The sequence below is a fragment of the Pseudomonas sp. IT-P100 genome, from assembly GCF_949767185.1.
Lineage (GTDB): Bacteria > Pseudomonadota > Gammaproteobacteria > Pseudomonadales > Pseudomonadaceae > Aquipseudomonas > Aquipseudomonas fluorescens_B.
The window spans coordinates 191,968-211,417 of record NZ_CATKQK010000003.1 but is presented as its reverse complement, the minus strand read 5'-3'; the positions used below and the strand labels follow the sequence as shown (position 1 = coordinate 211,417).

Here is a 19,450-nt window from a genome sequence, read left to right as displayed (position 1 = left end):
TGGCCATAGACGAACGATTGCCTGACCTATTTGAAGCAAGAGGCGAGTGGCAGGCTCCCGCGTTGCCAAGTGGTAGCTACCGGGTGGTAACTCTGAGGATGTGAGCGACTGCAAATGGCCGATTTATGCCTTTGCTGACAGGCAGCTATGGATCTGATAGCCACCACCACCATTGTGACTGATCCACCCTTGTCTTCCCTCAACGTGGAGGACGAGCCATGAACACTGTTGCTAGATACCGCCATCAGCCCTGGAACAAGGGAAAGCTTGTCGGTCAGAAAGCCCCGCTCCGAGTCAGAGATATCTGGGCTATCCGAGTAAGACTTCAGCTTGCTGAGAAGACGCGTGATTTGGCGCTCTTCAACTTGGCCATCGATAGCAAGCTATGTGCCTGTGACTTAACCAAATTGCGGGTCCGAGACATTGCCCATGGGGAGCATGTGTCGTCACGGGCCATCGTGATGCAGCAGAAAACTCAACACCCAGTGCAATTTGAGATCACTGAACAGACCCGAACGGTTCTGGAAGCGTGGATGCGCCAGGCGCGTCTCCGCAGTGAGGATTTCTTGTTCCCGAGCCGGTTGCACGCTTCAGAGCATTTATCCACCAGGCAATACGCTCGAATAGTCAAAGCGTGGGTGACAATCATTGGCCTTGACCCAACCATGTATGGTACTCACACGCTACGGAGAACCAAGGCTTCGTTGATTTATCGCAGGACGAAGAACCTCAGAGCGGTCCAACTCCTGCTTGGTCATACGAAGCTTGAAAGCACTGTCAGGTACTTGGGAATCGAAATCGATGATGCCTTGGAAATGGCGGAGCAGACGGAGGTGTGCCCCTTCACTGCGACGGTCGTGCCAGACCGTCGCTATCCGTCCCTTTACCAGTCAATTGTGTCTAAAAGGTCGGGGAGCCATTCAAATCAGAGGGCAGTCCTGGATCTCTCTGAGTGATCTAAGACTGGCGTACCCTCATAATGGAATCTGTGATGGCTTGAGCATTTGTGTCCAGCGTTTCCATTGCCGATATCGCATTAGCGGCGACACTGTCTACCCCATTTTCTGACAGCCACTTGGTTATTTCTTCTATCGCTGCACATAGAGCGTGCTGGTTGTGGAGGAGCAATGTCAGAGCGTCCGCTGTGGCGATTTTGCAATTTGAGTTATCGGGCATGACGGTCGTCCTTGAGTAATGATGCCGGAAGCCTAGCTCATCTCATCTCGCCGTTGCCTTTCCCAGATCTACCCAGCTATTTGGACTCGATCTGACGGTCCTTTGGACCGAATTTGACCTGTACGTCCCTAGTTTATGACCGGCAGAGGTCGACCCTAAGCTGCCCTTCGCAACATGCAGCAATCGACCCATAGCGGAAATCGACGAAAGGCTGTTGTTGGTACCAGTTCTGCCCTGCGGCATGGCCGAAGGCTGGCTAAAATTCATTTACGGTAGATCAATACAATGGAACTGGAGGACATAAGTCATGATCTCGACGCTTGAGCTGCGCCACATCATCGAATGCGGCTTTCTTCCGTTGTCCTGCACTTGCACGGTAAATCCGGATGGATCGTTGATGATCAAAGTGTTCGATCCATCGTCCGGACAGGTTGAATTGTTGGTCACTGCTGTCACAACAGAGAAGCTGACGTCCAGCCGAGCGATAGCGGAGCTGATAGGTGAGTTACGTAGTGAAATGGCAGTCAGACGCAAAAGTTTTGCTTAGGAGCCTTTAAGTACAGCTCCCGAGAGTAGAGATGACTATTGAAAAATTCAAAGCAGAATTGGCTCTGGCTCGTACGGAGCTGGATGCTGCGACTGCGGACGTTATGGCTCTCGTTAGAGCCGGGAGGGCCTTCGGGGAGCGGTGGGACGCTGCCATTGAGCGAGAGCGCGAGGCACGCAATCGAATGCATTGGGCGCTCCATAGCCCATTGGCCTCATCCGTTGGCGAAGGCAGGAGGCATCTTGCCAGTCGCAGCCCAAACCAGTCCAATTAGATCGTTTCTGCGCTGTTGAGAGGGCGGCTGAATGGCTACTTTTGAAAGCAGCCAGTGGATGGAGCCAGATGTGGGAGCTACCGTCAGTTGCGCAGAAGTGGAAGTTGCTATCTAAGAACGGTAGCGATGGCCGTCTCTAACTCAGCCACTGTATAAGGCTTATGCAGATAAAATGTCGAAGGCGGCATCACTTGCTCATCGATTCGATAACCAGTGAAGATTGAAGGAGTTGATGGCCATTGTTCATTTGCTAGACGGATGAATTCAAACCCTCGGATTCCTTCTGGAAGTTCCTGATCCGCGATGATCAGGGTGCAATCGCCTTTGATACTAATGAGATAGGCCAGGGCCGAGGCAGCATTGTCGAAAGTCGCTGGTGAAAAACCAATATCAGCCAGCGTTTCCTCCAACAACGTCCGTAGCACCGGTTCGTACTCAATGACGATTACGAGTCCAGTGTTAGGCATTAGCTCAGCCCAATTTATTCTCACGTCGGATTCCTTATCCAGATTACCCAAGGGATCAAGGTCCAGTGTAAGCGCTTTTTTAGCAAAGGTATGCCGAAAGCGAGACCGGGCTGCCCTAAATTCATTTGATCCTCGGCGAAGAAACGAATCGCTAGCGACCGGCAGCTTTTGGCCGTTCTCTGCCGGTCGCGAGAGGCAGAAAACGACCCAAAGCAGCCGGTCAGCGTCAGCAGCCAGATGGACATCGGTGTATGGCCTACCCGGTAGTTCAACGGGCAGACCAATGCAACGCAATGCTTACCGCAAGGTGCGGAAGGCTGCGCGCAGTTCTTTGGCGAACAATTCAGGCTGTTCCCAGGCCGCGAAATGGCCGCCCTTATCCACTTCGTTGAAATAGATCAGGTTGGGATAGGCGCGCTCGGTCCAGGATTTCGGCGCCTGATAGATTTCGCCAGGGAACACGGTCACCGCGACAGGGATCTTGATATCCCGGGTCTTCTGTTCCACGGCATTGAAGTTGTTGGTGTTGTTTTCCCAGTACAGGCGAGCGGAGGAGATGGCGCTGTTGGTCAGCCAATAGAGCGAAATGCCATCGAGTATTTCGTCTTTGGTCAGGGATTTTTCCGCATCGCCGCCACTGTAGGTCCACTGGTTGAATTTATCGAACATCCACGCGGCCAGGCCGGCGGGTGAATCCGACAAACCGTAGCCGACGGTTTGTGGCCGGGTGCTCATCATGGCGCCGTAAGCCGCATTTTTGCCGAAGAAGGTTTTCAGCGACTCATAGGCTGCGGTCTCCTTGGCCGACAGACCGGCGGGCGGCGGGGTGCCGTCGTTGATGGCCTTGGCGACATCGGCAGGCACGGTGGCGGGCATGTTCACGTGAATCCCCAGCAAGCCGGGCGGTGCCTGGCGTCCCATGGCGTCGGCGATCACCGAGCCCCAGTCGCCACCTTGCGACACGTAACGCTGGTAGCCCAGACGCTTGACCAACACATCCCACGCCATGCCGATACGGTCAGGCCCCCAGCCGCCGTCGATGGGTCTCTGCGAGAAACCGTAGCCGGGCATCGACGGAATGATCACGTCAAAGGCATCTTCGGCACGACCACCGTAGGCCGTCGGGTCGGTTAGCGGGCCGATGGCCTTGGTCAGCTCCAGAATCGAACCGGGCCAGCCATGGGTGAGCAGCAGCGGCAGGGCGTTGGGATGTTTCGATTTGACGTGGATGAACTGGATGTCGAGGCCGTCAATGTTGGTTACGAACATCGGCAAGGCATTGAGTTGGGCTTCAACTTTGCGCCAGTCGTATTGCGTCCCCCAGTAACCGACGAGTGCCTGCAGTTTCTCAAGCTGCACGCCCTGGGATTGGTCGCTGACCGTTTCGCGGTCGGGCCAACGGGTCGCCAGGACGCGTTTGCGCAGATCGGCCAACGCGTCCTCAGGAATGTTGACCTTGAAAGGACGAATGGCGCTGTCCTTCTCGACGATGGCGGCGGCCTCGGGCGTTGTAGCGGCCCGGGCGTAAGAGGGCGAGACGAGGGCGACCAGTGCCAAGGCACCAGCGGTTACTGAAACAGCTAACAGGCAGCGACGAAACGCCGCAAACGATAGTGCTGACATGGTCGTACTCCAGGGGATTGGGGCGATAAAACAGGGACTACATTGGATTTCCTTACGGCGACGGCGTGTCGCTCAAAGGGTTTTCGAAAGCGATGGGATTCGGCCTAGTTCAGGAAGGCATTGGTTTGCTGCACGAAATCGTTGGCGTACTGGAACAATGCGCCGTGCCCCGAACTTGGATAGATCAGCAACTTGGCGTTCGGAATATGCTGTTGCAGCGTGTAGGAGTTCTCGGTGGGCACCATCACGTCCTTGCTGCCGTTAACCACCAAAGTCGGCTGGGTAATCTGGCTCAATTGCGAAAAAGTGCCGTCACCGGGAGCGCTCCATTTGCCCAGCGCCGCGCCTTGGGCCGCGATGACCTTCATCGAACTGAGCTTGTCGAGGCCTTCCGTGCGCTGGTGACGCCTTTCCCAGAATTCCCGTGCGGCCTGCTGGCTTGCGGGTGCCGGATCGAAGAACAGATAAGCGGTCTCTTCCTGCGTGGCGATCGATTCGCGCAACGCAATCCCCGGAACCCGGGGATCATGTCCCGAGACCCCGCCACGCGGCGACGTTCCCGCCAGGATCAGCCGGCGCACCAGTTGCGGATGACGCAACGCTACTTCCTGCGCCACCATGCCGCCGATTGAGAAGCCAAGCACGTCGACCTGCGTCAACCCGCGGGCGCGAGCAAAGGCAGCGACGTGATCAGCCATGGCTTCGAACGAATCGGGTGTTTCACCGCTGCTGAGGCCCACGCCGGCATTGTCGAACAGGTAGACGGGCCGTTGCTGCGCCAGGCCATCAGTCACAGCCGGGTCCCAGTAATCCATGTTGCCGCGAAAGTGCTGGAGCAAGATGACAGGCACGCCCGTCTGCGCGCCGAACTGGCGATAGGCATACCGCACACCGTCAGCTTCAACGAATTGATTGGGTGCGCTGTTATGGGTGGCCGCCGGCGCGGCGATGGCGCCGCTGACCGAGATGGCTAAGACAGCCCCGAGGGCCAGTCGCTGGAAGAGGTGCATGGTGGGCTCCTTACGCGACGGTTTCGGGATTCAGGTAAGCCGCTTGCTCAGTCGACAGGCTGGCCTTTATGGCGCGTGTGCCTGTGTCTGCGAGCACTTCTTTCACGCCGGCTTCCACGCCGTCCAGCGACTGGATCACGACGTCGGATGGCTGGACTTTCGGTACGTCAAAACCGTGGGTCAGGTCGGTGTCGATAAAGCCGACGTGCAGGCCTTGCACGCTGGTGCCCTGGCCTTGGAGTTCAATGCGCAGCGAGTTGGTGAAGCTCCATTCAGCCGCTTTCGATGCCGCGTAGGCGGACAGGAACGGCGCGGCAACCCAAGCCGCATCCGACAATACGTTGACGATCGCGCCGCCGCCGTTGGCTTTAAGTACAGGGGCGAAGGCCAGGCTGACGTGCATGACGCCGTAATAGTTGGTTTCGAAGATTTCACGAGCGGCTTCCACCAGGCCAGGATCGAGCATCGATGGCAGAAGGCGGGCAATGCCGGCATTGTTCACCAGCAACGTCACATCACCTGCCTGGGCCACCGCCGCGGCTACTGATGCCGGGTCGCTGACGTCAAGGCGAATGGCGATCACCCCCGGAATGTTGACACCTTCAGGGTTGCGCACTCCGGCGTAGACCTTGCTCGCACCGCGGGCCACGAGCTCTTTTGCGAACGCGAGGCCCAGACCACGGTTGGCGCCGGTAACGAAGGCTACGGAATTTTTTATTTTCATGAGATGTACTCCGGTTGGATGAGCGTTTATCGCCCTGTAAGATTGCGATCGCAATCATTGAATTAATAATGGTGGTCGCATTTATTAAAGTCAACATAAATATTCTGTACGTAATAAAGCATGGTAAAGCGGTGGTTGTGGTTAATTGTGATCGCAATCATAGTGTGCAAGGATGAGCGCAGAGGAGCCCCATCATGAAAATCTCGAAAGAAAAATCAGAAGCCAATCGCGCCGCGCTGGTGGAGACCGCCAGCCGTCTGTTTCGCGAGAAAGGGATCGATGGTGTGGGTGTCGCTGAAATCAGCAAGTCGGCCGGCCTGACCCACGGCGCGCTGTATGCGCACTTCCCCTCCAAGGAAGCGCTCGCCGCCGAGGCACTGGCGTGGAGCCTGGAGCAGGGCAATGCCAAGCTTTATACGGGCACAGTCGATGGCGAGCCGGACCTGGAGCGTTTCCTGTCCGACTATCTGGCGGTGGACAGCCTAGACAACTACGCCGAGCACTGCGCAATGGCCGCGTCCGCCAGCGAAATCGGTCGTCAGGATGTTGCGATCAGCGCGAAGTTCAGCGAGGGTTACATGGTGCTGGTGCGGGCGTTCGAGCGCAGGGTCGCCGCTAACAACCCTGACGTCGACGCACTGGCCACCGCCATGGGCATCGTTGCGGCCATGGTAGGCGCCCTTTCGGTTGCGCGCGCCACGGCGAAGGCTAGGCCGGAGGTGTCGGCCGAGGTGCTGCGAGGCGTGCGTCACATGATCGACGCCGCGCTCTGCAAATCGGTTTGATTGGAAAGACATGCGATAAAAAAGGTTGATGCAATGAGCTAAATAGATGAATCGAGGTTCGCCACTATCACCTTATTGGCGTTGGCGGCCCTAGTTTGAATGTCTGCTTTTGGCCGGTTGTTGCCTTTTACGAACGACTGCAAAGGGTCGTTCGCCAGCATCGTTGACTACCATGACTCCCTGATCGCTGGATTCGCGGCTCTCCACCATAAAATTTACCGCATCCACTCTGCAATGTAGTTTTGGACGCATCGGCGTTTTGCTTGGTTAAGGAGTCGAGGTGAACGTTAATTAGGAAGGTCTGCTACCGGTTCACGGCGAGATCATCGTCATCGAAAACGATCTGAGACTGCGCGAACTGATGGTAGATATCGTCGAAGACGTAGGCGCTAAGGCATTAGCATTCGATACCGCTGATGATGCGCTGACCTATCTTTTGCAAGCGCAAAGCGAATGCCGACCGGTGATTGCCGATCACGGTGTCCCAGGACAAATTCAAGGCATAGAGTTCATTGAGATGGTTAGAGGAAAATGGCCTTCCATTGCGGCGATTCTGACCTCCGGGTATCTGATAGATCCTGCATCAATTCCACCGTCTACCATTTACCTACACAAGCCTTGGTCTCTGGATGATCTGAATTTAGCGATAGCGACTCTTCTCCAACCAGATGTGCCGATCTATAAATAGAGCAGGAGAAATTCACGCCGGCTTATCCCGTATTAGCCTTGAGATTAAATCAGGTACCGCCCATGCAAGATGCAGCAGCAGCGTTAGTCAAAACCAAGGATCAGTTCGATGTGGTAGGACGAAATTATGTCCCCGGCAACTGGAGGGAGCGCCTGATCATAAGGCTAAAAGGGTTTGCTCCGCCGTCAAGGAGATGGACTGCAGTGCACCCGGCAAAATTTGTAATGCAAGTATTGCCATTTTCTGTGACGTACTACGACTACGAAAAAATGCAGCCCAAGTATCTGGACCCGCAGTTAATCGTGAGTGGAACGTACAATGACTATTCTTCCAATGCCCATTTCACCCCAGCCCCCCCCAGTGACGTCATGGATAGGTCTGACAGACTTGCCACCCCGGAAAATAAATACCATCCCAACTCACCCCGGGTATGCAGAATCGGCGCACTTCCCCTGTACGTTGCACTGGAGGGAAAGAATAGGGTCGAGCTTTTTAAGAATGCCGGACGTCAAATGAAGGCCCTGGTGACTGAGGTTAGCTTTCCCGAAGCGGATCAGTTGACGCTTTACCGGTCGTTACCGCTAGGAATATACAGCGTTAGTTACAAAGACGATCGCAGGGTTCTACCCATGCCCGAAGCGGCTTTGCCGTTGCTGGTAAAATATGGGGTTAAGACAGCGGAGAAACCACTGTTTTCGTTGACGGACTATTTTCGGTTAGTCGAGGCCCGACGAAATATCTGTCGGGATCAAATGATGAACTGAACGTTTTTAAAAGGCGCCTGGAATCGTTCATAGCGCTTTTTCAGCCTTTTAGCCAATGCAGAGTCTGGAGGTTATTGGGTAGGCGGCAAGGCCGGTTTTACAGTTGCTTCTTGAACACTACGTTGAGGATGTAGGTGCATCGTGATCCAGTCCTGGGTGACAAGGGCAAAGTGGCACAGCAATCGCACATGCTGCCACTTGACCAACGCGTCTCCTAACAATGACAGCAGAGAACTACCCAAAGGCCTAGGGTATTGAGAGACGGTTACACCCAGCTTTTCCCAGCGTCCTGCACACCTCGATTTTCGTTGCCCAGACATGCTTTCAGACAAATTATGAATTTTTGCATAATTGTGCATAAAGCTTGTTTTTTAGATCGCGCAACCAATTTCTTCGCATGAATTGCCACAACAAATCTAAAATACCTTTTTCATTACATTACTTTACCGCGTGCATCTCTCCACCGAATTATGTCGGTTTTGGACATTAACGCGACTGACTAACACGCGTCCCCTCGCTACGGGATTAACGTCTCAGCCTCTTCGCGAGACTATCAAGGTCTTTTCAGAGGGATGACCTCGCGAAGCAACTGTGCAACGGTATGACTCAGCGATCCACAGTCCTGGCGAGCAACGCGCCCACCATTTCCGCAACTGTGTCGTATCTGGACATAACGATATGCCGTGCAAAGGCCGAGTACTCGTTTTTCGCTTCGGTGTGCCTGAAGAACTTATCGATGTGCATCTGCAGCACGGGCATCCATTCCCTGACCCCCTCGTCAGTGGTTTCTTTGGCGATTTTGCTGATCGTTGTCTTCAGACACAAAAACTCTTCGTCCAACTTGAGTTGGAACTCCCGTCTCGCCTCCGCAAGCTTCGAGCGATTGAGTCCGAACAGGTCGATGCTAGTCTGGCCGTACGGCGAGAAACCGATAGCCAACGGTTGCTCGGCCACGACCTTCCAGCCGATATGCTCTCCGGGGTCCACACACGTGGGATTGATCAACAACGGGTCTTCCAGCGCGTGGTCGTCGGTAGCGCAGGTGGCACGTTGCCCGGCCACTGGGAAATGATCGTGCTTACCGCTCAGACGTTCACCTTGTGTCAGTTGCTGGCCGTCTTCGCTACCCAGCAGCGTCTGGTTTCGCCCGCGGTTGCAGTCGATGCAAGAGGCCAACAGGTTGGTCCACTCTGTGGCCAGCCACCAATAGCCCGGATGATTGAGCTCGCCCTCTATCCGGCCTTTGGGGCGAAAGTGTTCGACATCGATGGGCCCGGTGCTGGTAATTTTGCCCTCGCAGTAGGCGCATTTGTTGTGGAAAAGCGTGTTCAGCGCCGTGACTACATCGTGTTCCTTGTAATAGGCGAACCCGTAAGCCTTGGTGTTAGGATTCTGATAGTACATTTCCGCGCGCAAGTGTTCGCGATGGCCCGCACCATTCGGTGCGGTCAACGATGCCGGCCTGGCGACCCGGTTCCGGTCAACGGGTACCATATTCTCTCCGGTTTCGCTCAAGCACCTCAATGATCGCCCGCACTGACTCTTCCCTGGCGTTGGCGTGTTCGATTGGGGTGGCAAGGCCCGTGTCTCGGATGTGCCGGGTCAGGGCCTGAGCAATGATCTGCCGGTCCAGGGTATCGCCGATCATGGGGAGGCTGCCGTAGTGTTCCAGCAGTTCGTCGCGATGCCAGAGGTCCTTTTGTGAGAGGTCCCGGTCTTCGCGTGCCGCATACTGGGCAAGTTGCTCGAGTGCGCGTTGACGTATCGGGTCTTCGGTGGTAGCCAGCCCGAAGTAGTCGGACGTTAGGATCTGCTCGATGCGCAGGTTCGCTACGTTAGGCAATTGCTCGACGCGCTGCAGACGCCCGTCGCGATCCCGATACAGCACTTGCACCTCGCCCTCGAACATCCCCCGCAAGCACAGCGGATCATGGGTGGAGGTAATGAACTGTACACGAGGGAACGATTCGCGCAGCGCACTCATCACACGCATCTTCCAACGAGGATGCAGGTGGTTTTCGATTTCATCGACTAGGACTATGCCCTGCGCGAACTCTAGGTTGTCCCAGTGCTTGAGCATTTCCCGCATGATATCGACGGCCATGGCAAACAATGATTTGTAGCCATCGCTCAGATGTTCGATTGGCAGGGACGAGTTGTGCCGCTGGATGAAAATCGAGTGGTCGTCTCGGGAAACGAATTCACCGGAGCGCAAGGCAAGCAGCGAGGCCAGTGCACGCGCCACGGCGTCGAATTTTTCCTCCTCCTTGAGATTTAGCAACCAGTTCGTCGGGTCCGGCAGGCTGGCAGCCTGATTGAACAGCGTTCTATTGGGGCAGGTCTGATCTTTCGTCGATCTGTTAGACAGGAAGTACCTTCGCGAACCATAACCGAACACCCGATTTTGCGGAGAGCCGACGGTTTTCAGCCGGCCCGTTTGCAGGTCCATGCTAAGGGTGACGGTCTCGTCATTGCTGAAATGCACCGTGACTGCGGGTTGCAGGGTGGGCGATAACGTGTCGTCGATACTATGGGGAATGATGCTTTTCTGGTTTAGACGGATGCGGTGGCGTTCTTCGAGGGGCATCAATGCCAAGGCAATTGCCTGCAGGATCGAGCTTTTGCCCGTGGCATTTTCGCCCAGCAGCATGGTACAAGGCGTTTCATTTCTACTCTGGTCCGATTCGAGATCTAGCGTGAAGTGTTCGATGCCTTTGAACCGGCCGATTTCTATTCGGGTGATATAAGCATACCGGTGGCGCTTCAATTCGTTTAGATCGGTGTTCTTGATAACGAAGGCAAGGTCATCGACCTTGCAAAGCGAAATGGCCTCCTGCCAATCATGGGCTGAAAACTCCCCCCTGAACCGAATAATTTTCCTAATCAGATCAGTACGGCCAGTGTACCTCCCATGGCGAATCTCGGTTTGCAGGATCCGGCAGACATGTCCCAAGCAGTTCCTGACGGCCCCTCCGTGCTCGAACTCACCGTTGGTGTAATGGTTAAGTGCCTCGGTCAGTTCAAATTCATTGTTGCTCTTCAGGATGAGCTTAAGCACCGTGTCAATCTGAGCCTTGCGGTTTAGGCGAAGCGCTGCCCGGTTGAGATTAAGCAGCTCAATAGTCGCCTTACCGGCGGGAGAGATGGCACGAGCGACACCATCGGTATCGAACATGAGGTGATCTGAAGGATTGTCCTCGAACGGGTTGAGCAGAAGCGGCATTTCCCGGAGCTGGGCCGCTCTCCAAGAAGAGAGTGCAACGGCGGTCCTACCCGATATCGGGAAAAAATTGAGCTTATGGCTGTCGCAGTCTTTGCAGATCAGCATCAGGTTCTGCCATTCGTAGGCGAACCAGGCATAGCACTCAAAATGCTCGGTGTCGCGAAACGTATCAACCGCGTTGCTCAATGGCCGATAGTGAGAAAGAAACCGACTAGGGTTGTGCTCAAGAGAGGTTTCGCAATAGGCGCACTTGTTGTTTTGAATCCGAAAGAGCTCTTTAACGACGGATTCCGCATCCAGTAAATCCTTGTGGAACGGTGGTCGGGTGCGCGCCCGTTCGGTCGCTGCAAGCTTGAAGTAAGCCTTGAGCCTGGCCATCTCACGGATGAACAGGGTGTTCTTGTTAGAAATCTCTAGGGGCTTGGGATTTGCCAGTTTCTTGAGCTTGATCAAAACGCACAATATTCCGTGAAAGTGGGTTAGGGGTAATCTCGGGCGATCAGCGCCAGGGGTACGCAAGGGGTGAAAAAACTTCCAATGACGTGTCCAAAAATAAGTACGCCTTTCGAAGTTTGTTGCGACTAAATGCATTCCTCGCTATGACGGACTTTAATCGCAACAACCTCCCTACAATTTTTGATCCGGTAATGCTTTATTTTCGGGTCGAATAGACCCTGCCAGTTCTCGAGTCGGTGTCAGGCATTAGCTATGCCCGCTAAGGCGGTTTTGAGCTCTTGCCCTCCTTTAGCGGCAAAAATCTGCCCCCCACTGAAAACATTGAACTCTTTAGGCGTCGAATACACACCAGTAACGGTGATGACAGCACTGCGCCCATTACCGAAAGTCACCTGGACATCTGTGTAAGTTGCAAGGACGCTTTGAGTCTGAAAAGTCTCCTTGATTTTTGACGGGAGAGTGGCGAGTAGAGCCGAAACATCGTCAGCCATTTCGGCCATGAATTTGGATTCCTGATGGTCGCGGTGCTGCTTGGCCTGCGGAGTTTCTCCGCTAGCACCACAATCGCAGCGATAGCTCGCAAACATTCCATTGGTATGGTCACAATACATCTTGTCACACCAGCAACCCGTGACACTGCCAAACGCGCTCGCTTCATTCCCGCAGTTGGGGCAAGTGATAGTGCTCATTTTTGTCCTCTAACTCCCAGACTGGTGGATGCGAAAACCGCGGCCTAGTCACGCCGAAGCCCCCATCTGGGTAGATTATTGTAGAAAGGGCCTCCTAGGGAATAATGTCAGAGACATCAAAGCGCCACTACTAGATCGAAGGGTTTCAACCCTCACACAAGGTCTGCGCTCGGGTTAGTGATCTGGAGCATTTCAAACCCTATGCGCGGGGCGATCACATAGATCTGTTCATTGGGCGCAGGCCAGCAGAAGCGTTGACTTTTCGCGTTCGGTTTTTTACCCGTGTCCACGATCCATGGAATGTGGATACTTCAATCATCAAGAAAACGCTCAGTCAAGTCGTGACTGGCGTCGACCATCAATACATCGCCCGACGCCACTGGCGAGACCTCTTGTGTTGGCACTTCTCACTTGACGTAAGCTTGCGGCCAGAGGATGACTAAATATCATCTGGCCGCAAGCACACGAAGTTACCAAAGCGCCAAGCTGTAGCTGACAATCAAGCGGTTCTCGTCAATGTTGCTGAGGAAGTTGCTGCGAGTGGTTGCGTTACGCAGCTTCAACCCAACATTCTTAAGCGGCCCGCTTTGAATGACATAACCTAGGTCGGTGTTCCGTTCCCAGGTTTTACCGTCGCTTAGGCCTGGGCCACGATCAACGTTGTCACCTGACAGGTAACGGGTCATCAGATTCAGTCCGGGCACACCCAACGCTGCAAAGTCGTAGTCATAACGCACCTGCCAGGAGTGTTCGTCCTGATTACCAAAATCGTTGATCTGCACTTGGTTGATCAGTGCATCGTCGGCACCGTTTATGTTGGCGAACCCGGTGTTGCCGCTCAGGTGCTGGTAACCGGAGCTAAAAGCGTGGCCGCCTAGCTTGTAGGTAAACAGCGCGCCGAAGGCATTGTTATCCACGTTACTGCCACCGTCGCCGCTGGAGTGGACAAAACGCAGGTCGGACTTGAGGCTATGGCCTTCCCCTAACGAATGTTGATGCACCAGGTTTACCAAGTGTTGCTTGTAGATGCCGTCCAGGCCGCCGTAGTAATAACTGGTGGTCAACTCCGGCTTCCATTGGTAGCGACCACCGCCAAATAGGAACTCATTGCTAGTCTTGGACTGACCCAGCACGATGTTTCGCTTGCCGCCATTGAATACCGTCAATACCTCGTTATTTGAAGAGTCACGCTGGTTGACGCGATCAATACGGCCAAGGTCGAGGCTTAGGCCATCGATCTCGTTGCTGTTCACCCAGGCACCCCGAAAGGTTTGCGGCAACAAACGACCGTCGTTACGCATCAATGGCGGAAGCACTGGCTGAAGGGTGCCGAGCTTGAGAGTGCTTTTGGATACCCGTACTTTGGCCGTGAGGCCAGCCTCACCGTATTCGTCCTTGGCGCGCTTGGGCGCCTCGCTATTTGTCTTGAGCAGACCGGTTCCGACCCGATCAGGACTGGAGTCCAGTTTGATACCGAGCAGGCCGCTCACATCAATACCCAAGCCGATGGGGCCTTCTGTAAAGCCTGACTCCAATCGTAAAGTGAGTCCCTGAGCCCATTCCTCTGCTTTGCTCTGCGTCGCACCGTCCTGCCGGAAGTCGCGGTTCATGTAGAAGTTGCGCGTATCGAGACTGGCCTTACTATCGCCCACAAAAGCGGCACTGGCTGATCCGGCAGCGCCCAGGATAGAACCCGTGCAGACCACATGAATTAAGGTTTTCAAGTCGTACCGCATGGAAAGTTTTCCTCTTGCTATTATTATTGTCATTGCTGTTTCTTATTTTTCTGATTATTCATAAACCTGAGCCAGCCAAACCAAACCGTCGATTAGGCGTGGCTGATGTTCGCAGGTCGACATAGCTGAAACGCTCTATCATCGAGCCGAGATCGAAGCAGCGATTGAAGCGATATTCGAACTCGGCCAGATAGCGGGGGGAGCTCAAAATTGGTGGGGAGGGCGCTCGCCTGCCCTCACATCAGCGGCCTTTCTTCCAGAGATAGCCACCCAACAAGATGCCTATGCTGCAAATAATCGCCACATAGTAGGCCGGGCCCATAGGGCTTTCCTTGAGCAGCATGGTGACAGCCATCGGGGTCAGGCCACCGAAGATTGCGTAGGCAAGGTTGTAGGAGAACGACAGTCCGCTGAAACGGACAACCGCCGGGAAGGCTTTAACCATCACGAACGGCACCGCTCCGATGGTGCCGACGAACAGGCCGGTCAGTGCGTACAGCGGGAACAACCAGTCGGGGTGGTCGAACAGGCTGTGATAGAAGGTCCATGAGGCGACCAGCAGCGCGGCGCTGCCGAATACGAATACCCGGCCAGCGCCGAAGCGGTCCGCCAGTGCGCCGGAGCACACGCAACCGACGCTGAGAAATACGATCGCCAGACTATTGGCTTGCAACGCAGTGGTCGGTGAGAAGTGGTAAATGGTTTGCAGCACGGTCGGGGTCATCAATATGACCACGATAATCCCGGCCGAAAGCAACCAGGTGAGCAGCATCGAGATCGCAATCGCCCCGCGATGGTCACGCAGTACCGCACGCAACGGCACCTCTTCGGCCAGTGCCTTGCGAAGCTGCAGCTCGGCGAACACTGGGGTTTCATGCAGCCAGCGGCGAAGATAGACCGAGAACAGACCGAACACACCACCGAGCAGGAACGGGAGTCGCCAGGCGTAATCGGAGACCTCAGTCGGGGTATAAATGCTGTTGATTACCGTAGCGACCAGTGAGCCGAGCAGGATCCCGGCGGTCAGGCCGCTGGTCAGCGTGCCGCAGGCATAACCCACATGGCGTTGCGGCACGTGTTCTGAAACGAACACCCACGCCCCCGGCACTTCACCGCCAATCGCCGCGCCTTGAATGATCCGCATCAGCAGCAACAGAATCGGCGCCCACATGCCAATCTGCGCATAGGTCGGCAGCAACCCCATGATCAGCGTCGGCACGGCCATCATGAAGATGCTTAGGGTAAACATCTTCTTGCGCCCCAGCAGGTCGCCAAAGTGCGCCATGACGATGCCACCCAACGGCCGTGACAGATAGCCGGCGGCAAAGATGCCGAAGGTCTGCATCAGACGCAGCCATTCTGGCATTTCGGGCGGGAAGAACAACTTGCCGACCACAGCAGCGAAAAATACAAAGATAATGAAATCGTAAAATTCCAGCGCACCGCCTAGGGCAGATAGAGATAGGGTCTTGTAATCATTGCGTGTCAACGGACGTGTCGATTGTACGGGTTGCACGATGCTTGAATGCACTGTGGTCATGGCAAGGGCTTCTCTTATTAGTTAGATCCAGAATCCACAACAGAGTTGGGTGTGGCCTGACAGGTTCGGCGCGATAGCAACTTGTTCGAAAAAGCATATTCTCAACGCCTGGTAGGCATTAAGAAGGAGTTTGCGACCAAAGTGGTGTGCCGAGTCAGAATTCTTTCTCTTAATATTATTATTGGGAACCGCGTGATAACTGGAAAATAATGAGGTTCAAGCCAAAAAAGACGCAATGGCCAAAACTCTCAACTTCGCTGACTGGTTTGGACTGAACTCTTTGCAAAACGATCTGATACGGTAAATACCCTCGTATCTGATATGGGTGCTTAGTATCACTTATATCAATACTTATCTAATTTGCTTCAACTTGGAACGTGTACACACACAGATTTTGTCTTATTGGATAGCTCCAGCAGCGCCGTCATCAGTAGCATCTTCTAGTTGTGGCGCAGGGGGGATGCATGCTGTCTACGTAGTAACACGTAGGCGTTGCGTACGTAGTAACGCGGATTTATTTGTATAGTACATGCGCGGATATTTGCTCGGTTCCGCGCCGCGGACACAATTATAAAAATTACCGCCGCAGTCATGAGCTGTCGGCAGGAGACACGCTATGCCCCGTCTGGCTAAACACCTCGCCTGGTTTGCCGTGGCTGTCCTGGGAGCGTTTGCGCTGAGTGTCGTGGCCCTGCGCCGCGGCGAAGCGATCAATGCCCTCTGGATCGTAGTCGCAGCAGTCGCTCTCTATCTCGTCGCATACCGCTACTACAGCCTGTTCATCGCTACCAAAGTGATGCAACTCGACCCCAATCGTGCCACGCCCGCTGTCGTTAACAATGACGGTCTGGACTACGTGCCGACCAACAAACACGTACTCTTCGGTCACCACTTCGCCGCCATTGCTGGCGCGGGGCCGCTGGTCGGTCCGGTCCTGGCGGCGCAGATGGGTTACCTGCCCGGTACGCTGTGGCTGATTGCCGGCGTGGTGCTGGCCGGTGCCGTTCAGGACTTCATGGTCTTGTTCATGTCCACCCGCCGCAACGGCCGTTCCCTCGGCGACATGGTCCGTGAAGAGATGGGCCGCATCCCCGGAACCATTGCGCTGTTTGGCTGCTTCCTGATCATGATCATCATCCTCGCGGTGCTGGCGCTGATCGTGGTCAAGGCCCTGGCCGAGAGCCCCTGGGGGATTTTCACGGTGATGGCGACCATCCCGATCGCGATGTTCATGGGCATTTACATGCGCTACATCCGTCCGGGCCGCATCGGTGAAATCTCCGTTGTCGGCGTGCTGTTGCTGCTGGGTTCGATCTGGCTCGGCGGGCAGATTGCCGCTGATCCGGTCTGGGCCAAGGCCTTTACCTTCACCGGGATCCAGATCACCTGGATGTTGATCGGTTACGGTTTCGTCGCCGCGGTATTGCCGGTGTGGCTGATTCTGGCGCCGCGGGATTACCTGTCGACCTTCCTCAAAATCGGCACCATCGTGGCCTTGGCGATCGGCATCCTGATCACCATGCCCGACCTGAAAATGCCGGCACTCACCCAGTTTGTCGACGGCACCGGGCCGGTGTGGAAGGGCGGGTTGTTCCCGTTCCTGTTCATCACCATCGCCTGTGGTGCCGTCTCCGGTTTCCACGCGCTGATTGCTTCCGGCACCACGCCGAAGTTGCTGGCCAGTGAAGGCCATGCCCGTTACATCGGTTACGGCGGCATGCTGATGGAATCCTTCGTCGCCATCATGGCCATGGTTGCCGCGTCGGTGATCGAGCCGGGCGTGTACTTCGCCATGAACAGCCCAGCGGCGCTTGTCGGCTCCGATGCTGTTTCAGTGGCTCAGACCGTCAGCAGCTGGGGTTTTGCAATCACCCCGGAAGCGCTGCAAGCGGTGGCCAGGGACATCGGTGAAACCACCATCCTGGCCCGTGCCGGCGGTGCGCCGACCCTGGCGGTAGGTATCGCGCAGATCCTGCACCAGCTTCTGCCGGGTGAAAACACCATGGCATTCTGGTACCACTTCGCGATCCTGTTCGAAGCGCTGTTCATCCTGACGGCAGTCGATGCCGGTACCCGGGCCGGCCGATTCATGCTGCAGGACTTGCTCGGCTCCTTCGTGCCGGCGCTGAAACGCACCGAATCCTGGACCGCCAACCTGATCGCGACCGCCGGTTGTGTGGCGATGTGGGGTTATCTGCTGTACCAGGGCGTGATCGATCCGCTGGGTGGCATCAACACCTTGTGGCCGCTGTTCGGTATCTCCAACCAGATGCTGGCCGGTATCGCGCTGATGTTGGCGACCGTTGTGCTGATCAAAATGAAACGCCAGCGCTACGTCTGGGTCACCATGCTGCCCGCCGTGTGGCTGCTGATCTGCACAACCACCGCCGGCTTCATCAAGCTGTTCGACGCCAACCCGGCGATCGGTTTCCTGGCCCTGGCCAAGAAGTACAGCGATGCCCTGGCCAACGGTCAGATCCTCGCTCCGGCCAAGAGCATCGATCAGATGCAGCACGTGATCTACAACGCGTACACCAACGCAACGCTGACCGCGCTGTTCTTGCTGGTGGTCTTCAGCATCCTGTTCTTTGCACTCAAGGTCGGTATCGCCGCCTGGGGCAGCAAGGAACGTACGGATAAAGAAGCACCATTCCAGGCAATGCCGAACGCTTGATCGAGGATTGCAGCATGTTCAATGACCTGAGTCGCCTCGGTAAATACCTCGGTCAGGCCGCGCGCCTGATGGTCGGGATGCCCGACTACGACAACTACGTCGAGCATATGCAAACCAAACACCCGGACAAACCGGTGATGGACTACGAGATGTTCTTCCGGGAACGGCAGGAAGCCCGCTACGGAAGCAAGGCCGGGCCGAAGTGCTGTTAGTCTGCTAAGCGGGCTCGACAGTTGATGTGGGAGCGGTATAACGTCGCTCCCATTTCTTTTGCATAGCTAATAGAACTGTTTTTACGCTCTCTTGACCGATTATCGGTCCGTACATGGTTGTCGCACTGTCTCAACGGAGCGTAGTCGTCGGTTAGAGCTCAAACCACGACGTCACCAAAGCATGGTCACTGGCAGCTAAAATATTCGTCAGCTACTCTGCTTGTCTCATGTTTTTTAGTAGAACACCCGTGGCGATTTCCCTGATTCAAATGTTTGATGAAAGGTGACGTTTGAATGCATGGATTTCAAAGTTTTGTTTTTGGTGTATTGTTTAGGAACTAATCACGTAGAGATTTCCTATGTCCAAACTAGCAGAATTTCGTCAGCTCGAAAAACATCTCGCCGAACAGCTTCAAGCGCTAGAAGCCCTCAAGGGTGATGCTGGTCTCAAGAAAGAAATCGAATTCGAATCGAAGCTGCGTGACCTTCTGGCCAAGTACGGCTACAGCTTAAAGGACGTCATCAATTTGCTCGATCCACAAGCTGGTCGCCGCGCTCCAATGGCCGAAACTAAATCCGGCAGCCGTAAGCCTAGGCAAGTGAAAATTTACAAAAATCCAGAGTCTGGTGAGGTTGTGGAAACCAAAGGTGGGAACCATAAGACGTTGAAAGAATGGAAAACCAAATATGGCTCAGACAAAGTCGAATCTTGGCTGAGTAAGTAATGTAAATTTGAATGCAAAAGGGCCTTTTGAGGCCCTTCTTGTTATCTGCTACCAAGGGCTGCGGAGTATTTCGGCGTAGTGGAACCGCAAAGGTCCCGCAAATCACCTTCAGGCCTCCACCATTAACGACGATGGTG

Annotated in this window: 17 protein-coding genes and 2 pseudogenes; 8 read left to right on the top strand and 11 right to left on the bottom strand. The window is 55.0% G+C overall.

Annotated features, from left to right (window positions below):
- Window positions 1-218: 218 nt before the first annotated feature.
- A pseudogene (locus ACM6IQ_RS02990) lies at window positions 219-836 on the top strand (tyrosine-type recombinase/integrase); the annotation flags it as partial.
- 121 nt (window positions 837-957) lie between these two features.
- Here the strand turns inward: ACM6IQ_RS02990 and ACM6IQ_RS02985 are convergent.
- Window positions 958-1,176, bottom strand: a complete 219-nt coding sequence (locus ACM6IQ_RS02985; RefSeq protein ID WP_414878042.1) for a hypothetical protein — start codon at window positions 1,174-1,176, stop codon at window positions 958-960.
- A gap of 307 nt (window positions 1,177-1,483) precedes the next feature.
- Between ACM6IQ_RS02985 and ACM6IQ_RS02980 the strand changes: the two genes are divergently transcribed.
- On the top strand, window positions 1,484-1,723 hold the full coding sequence (locus tag ACM6IQ_RS02980; RefSeq protein ID WP_414878041.1) for a DUF1652 domain-containing protein: 240 nt from the start codon (window positions 1,484-1,486) through the stop codon (window positions 1,721-1,723).
- A gap of 381 nt (window positions 1,724-2,104) precedes the next feature.
- Here ACM6IQ_RS02980 and ACM6IQ_RS02975 read toward each other — a convergent pair whose 3' ends face one another.
- The 4 genes from ACM6IQ_RS02975 to ACM6IQ_RS02960 form a co-directional block, all read right to left on the bottom strand.
- Window positions 2,105-2,515 carry a response regulator gene (locus tag ACM6IQ_RS02975; RefSeq protein ID WP_414878040.1) on the bottom strand — a complete coding sequence of 137 codons (411 nt, stop codon included), beginning with the start codon at window positions 2,513-2,515 and terminating at the stop codon, window positions 2,105-2,107.
- 246 nt (window positions 2,516-2,761) lie between these two features.
- The gene (locus tag ACM6IQ_RS02970) at window positions 2,762-4,087 is read right to left on the bottom strand and encodes an epoxide hydrolase family protein (protein WP_414878039.1); all 1,326 of its coding nucleotides are present in this window, start codon (window positions 4,085-4,087) and stop codon (window positions 2,762-2,764) included.
- Window positions 4,088-4,191: 104 nt separating this feature from the next.
- On the bottom strand, window positions 4,192-5,097 hold the full coding sequence (locus tag ACM6IQ_RS02965) for an alpha/beta fold hydrolase (RefSeq protein ID WP_414878038.1): 906 nt from the start codon (window positions 5,095-5,097) through the stop codon (window positions 4,192-4,194).
- Window positions 5,098-5,107: 10 nt separating this feature from the next.
- Window positions 5,108-5,821 carry an SDR family oxidoreductase gene (locus ACM6IQ_RS02960; protein WP_414878037.1) on the bottom strand — a complete coding sequence of 238 codons (714 nt, stop codon included), beginning with the start codon at window positions 5,819-5,821 and terminating at the stop codon, window positions 5,108-5,110.
- Window positions 5,822-6,015: 194 nt separating this feature from the next.
- On the opposite strand from ACM6IQ_RS02960, the gene ACM6IQ_RS02955 reads away from it, so the two are divergent.
- The 3 genes from ACM6IQ_RS02955 to ACM6IQ_RS02945 all read left to right on the top strand — a co-directional run bounded on the left by ACM6IQ_RS02955 (window position 6,016) and on the right by ACM6IQ_RS02945 (window position 8,058).
- On the top strand, window positions 6,016-6,606 hold the full coding sequence (locus tag ACM6IQ_RS02955; RefSeq protein ID WP_414878036.1) for a TetR/AcrR family transcriptional regulator: 591 nt from the start codon (window positions 6,016-6,018) through the stop codon (window positions 6,604-6,606).
- Between the two features lie 361 nt (window positions 6,607-6,967).
- A complete protein-coding gene (locus tag ACM6IQ_RS02950) occupies window positions 6,968-7,294 on the top strand; it encodes a response regulator (RefSeq protein WP_414878035.1) in 327 nt (108 codons plus the stop codon).
- A gap of 62 nt (window positions 7,295-7,356) precedes the next feature.
- Window positions 7,357-8,058, top strand: a complete 702-nt coding sequence (locus tag ACM6IQ_RS02945) for a hypothetical protein (protein ID WP_414878034.1) — start codon at window positions 7,357-7,359, stop codon at window positions 8,056-8,058.
- 606 nt (window positions 8,059-8,664) lie between these two features.
- On the opposite strand, the gene ACM6IQ_RS02940 is transcribed toward ACM6IQ_RS02945, so the two are convergent.
- From ACM6IQ_RS02940 to ACM6IQ_RS02915, 6 genes and pseudogenes are all read right to left on the bottom strand, one after another.
- Entirely contained in the window at window positions 8,665-9,552 is an 888-nt protein-coding gene (locus tag ACM6IQ_RS02940; protein WP_414878033.1) for a hypothetical protein, read from the bottom strand.
- A complete protein-coding gene (locus tag ACM6IQ_RS02935; RefSeq protein WP_414878032.1) occupies window positions 9,539-11,734 on the bottom strand; it encodes an AAA family ATPase in 2,196 nt (731 codons plus the stop codon). The genes ACM6IQ_RS02940 and ACM6IQ_RS02935 overlap by 14 nt, the downstream gene beginning before the upstream one ends.
- Window positions 11,735-11,976: 242 nt before the next feature.
- Window positions 11,977-12,426, bottom strand: a complete 450-nt coding sequence (locus ACM6IQ_RS02930) for a hypothetical protein (RefSeq protein WP_414878031.1) — start codon at window positions 12,424-12,426, stop codon at window positions 11,977-11,979.
- 470 nt (window positions 12,427-12,896) lie between these two features.
- On the bottom strand, window positions 12,897-14,162 hold the full coding sequence (locus ACM6IQ_RS02925) for an OprD family porin (protein WP_414878030.1): 1,266 nt from the start codon (window positions 14,160-14,162) through the stop codon (window positions 12,897-12,899).
- Between the two features lie 58 nt (window positions 14,163-14,220).
- A pseudogene (locus tag ACM6IQ_RS02920) lies at window positions 14,221-14,364 on the bottom strand (IS1595 family transposase); the annotation flags it as partial.
- A gap of 39 nt (window positions 14,365-14,403) precedes the next feature.
- Window positions 14,404-15,702, bottom strand: coding sequence for an MFS transporter (locus ACM6IQ_RS02915; RefSeq protein ID WP_414878029.1), 1,299 nt, complete (start codon window positions 15,700-15,702; stop codon window positions 14,404-14,406).
- A gap of 616 nt (window positions 15,703-16,318) precedes the next feature.
- Between ACM6IQ_RS02915 and ACM6IQ_RS02910 the strand changes: the two genes are divergently transcribed.
- From ACM6IQ_RS02910 to ACM6IQ_RS02900, 3 genes are all read left to right on the top strand, one after another.
- Window positions 16,319-18,376, top strand: coding sequence for a carbon starvation CstA family protein (locus ACM6IQ_RS02910; protein WP_414878028.1), 2,058 nt, complete (start codon window positions 16,319-16,321; stop codon window positions 18,374-18,376).
- 14 nt (window positions 18,377-18,390) lie between these two features.
- Window positions 18,391-18,588, top strand: coding sequence for a YbdD/YjiX family protein (locus ACM6IQ_RS02905; RefSeq protein ID WP_054050768.1), 198 nt, complete (start codon window positions 18,391-18,393; stop codon window positions 18,586-18,588).
- A gap of 359 nt (window positions 18,589-18,947) precedes the next feature.
- Window positions 18,948-19,313 carry a histone-like nucleoid-structuring protein, MvaT/MvaU family gene (locus ACM6IQ_RS02900; RefSeq protein ID WP_192418040.1) on the top strand — a complete coding sequence of 122 codons (366 nt, stop codon included), beginning with the start codon at window positions 18,948-18,950 and terminating at the stop codon, window positions 19,311-19,313.
- Window positions 19,314-19,450: the final 137 nt, after the last annotated feature.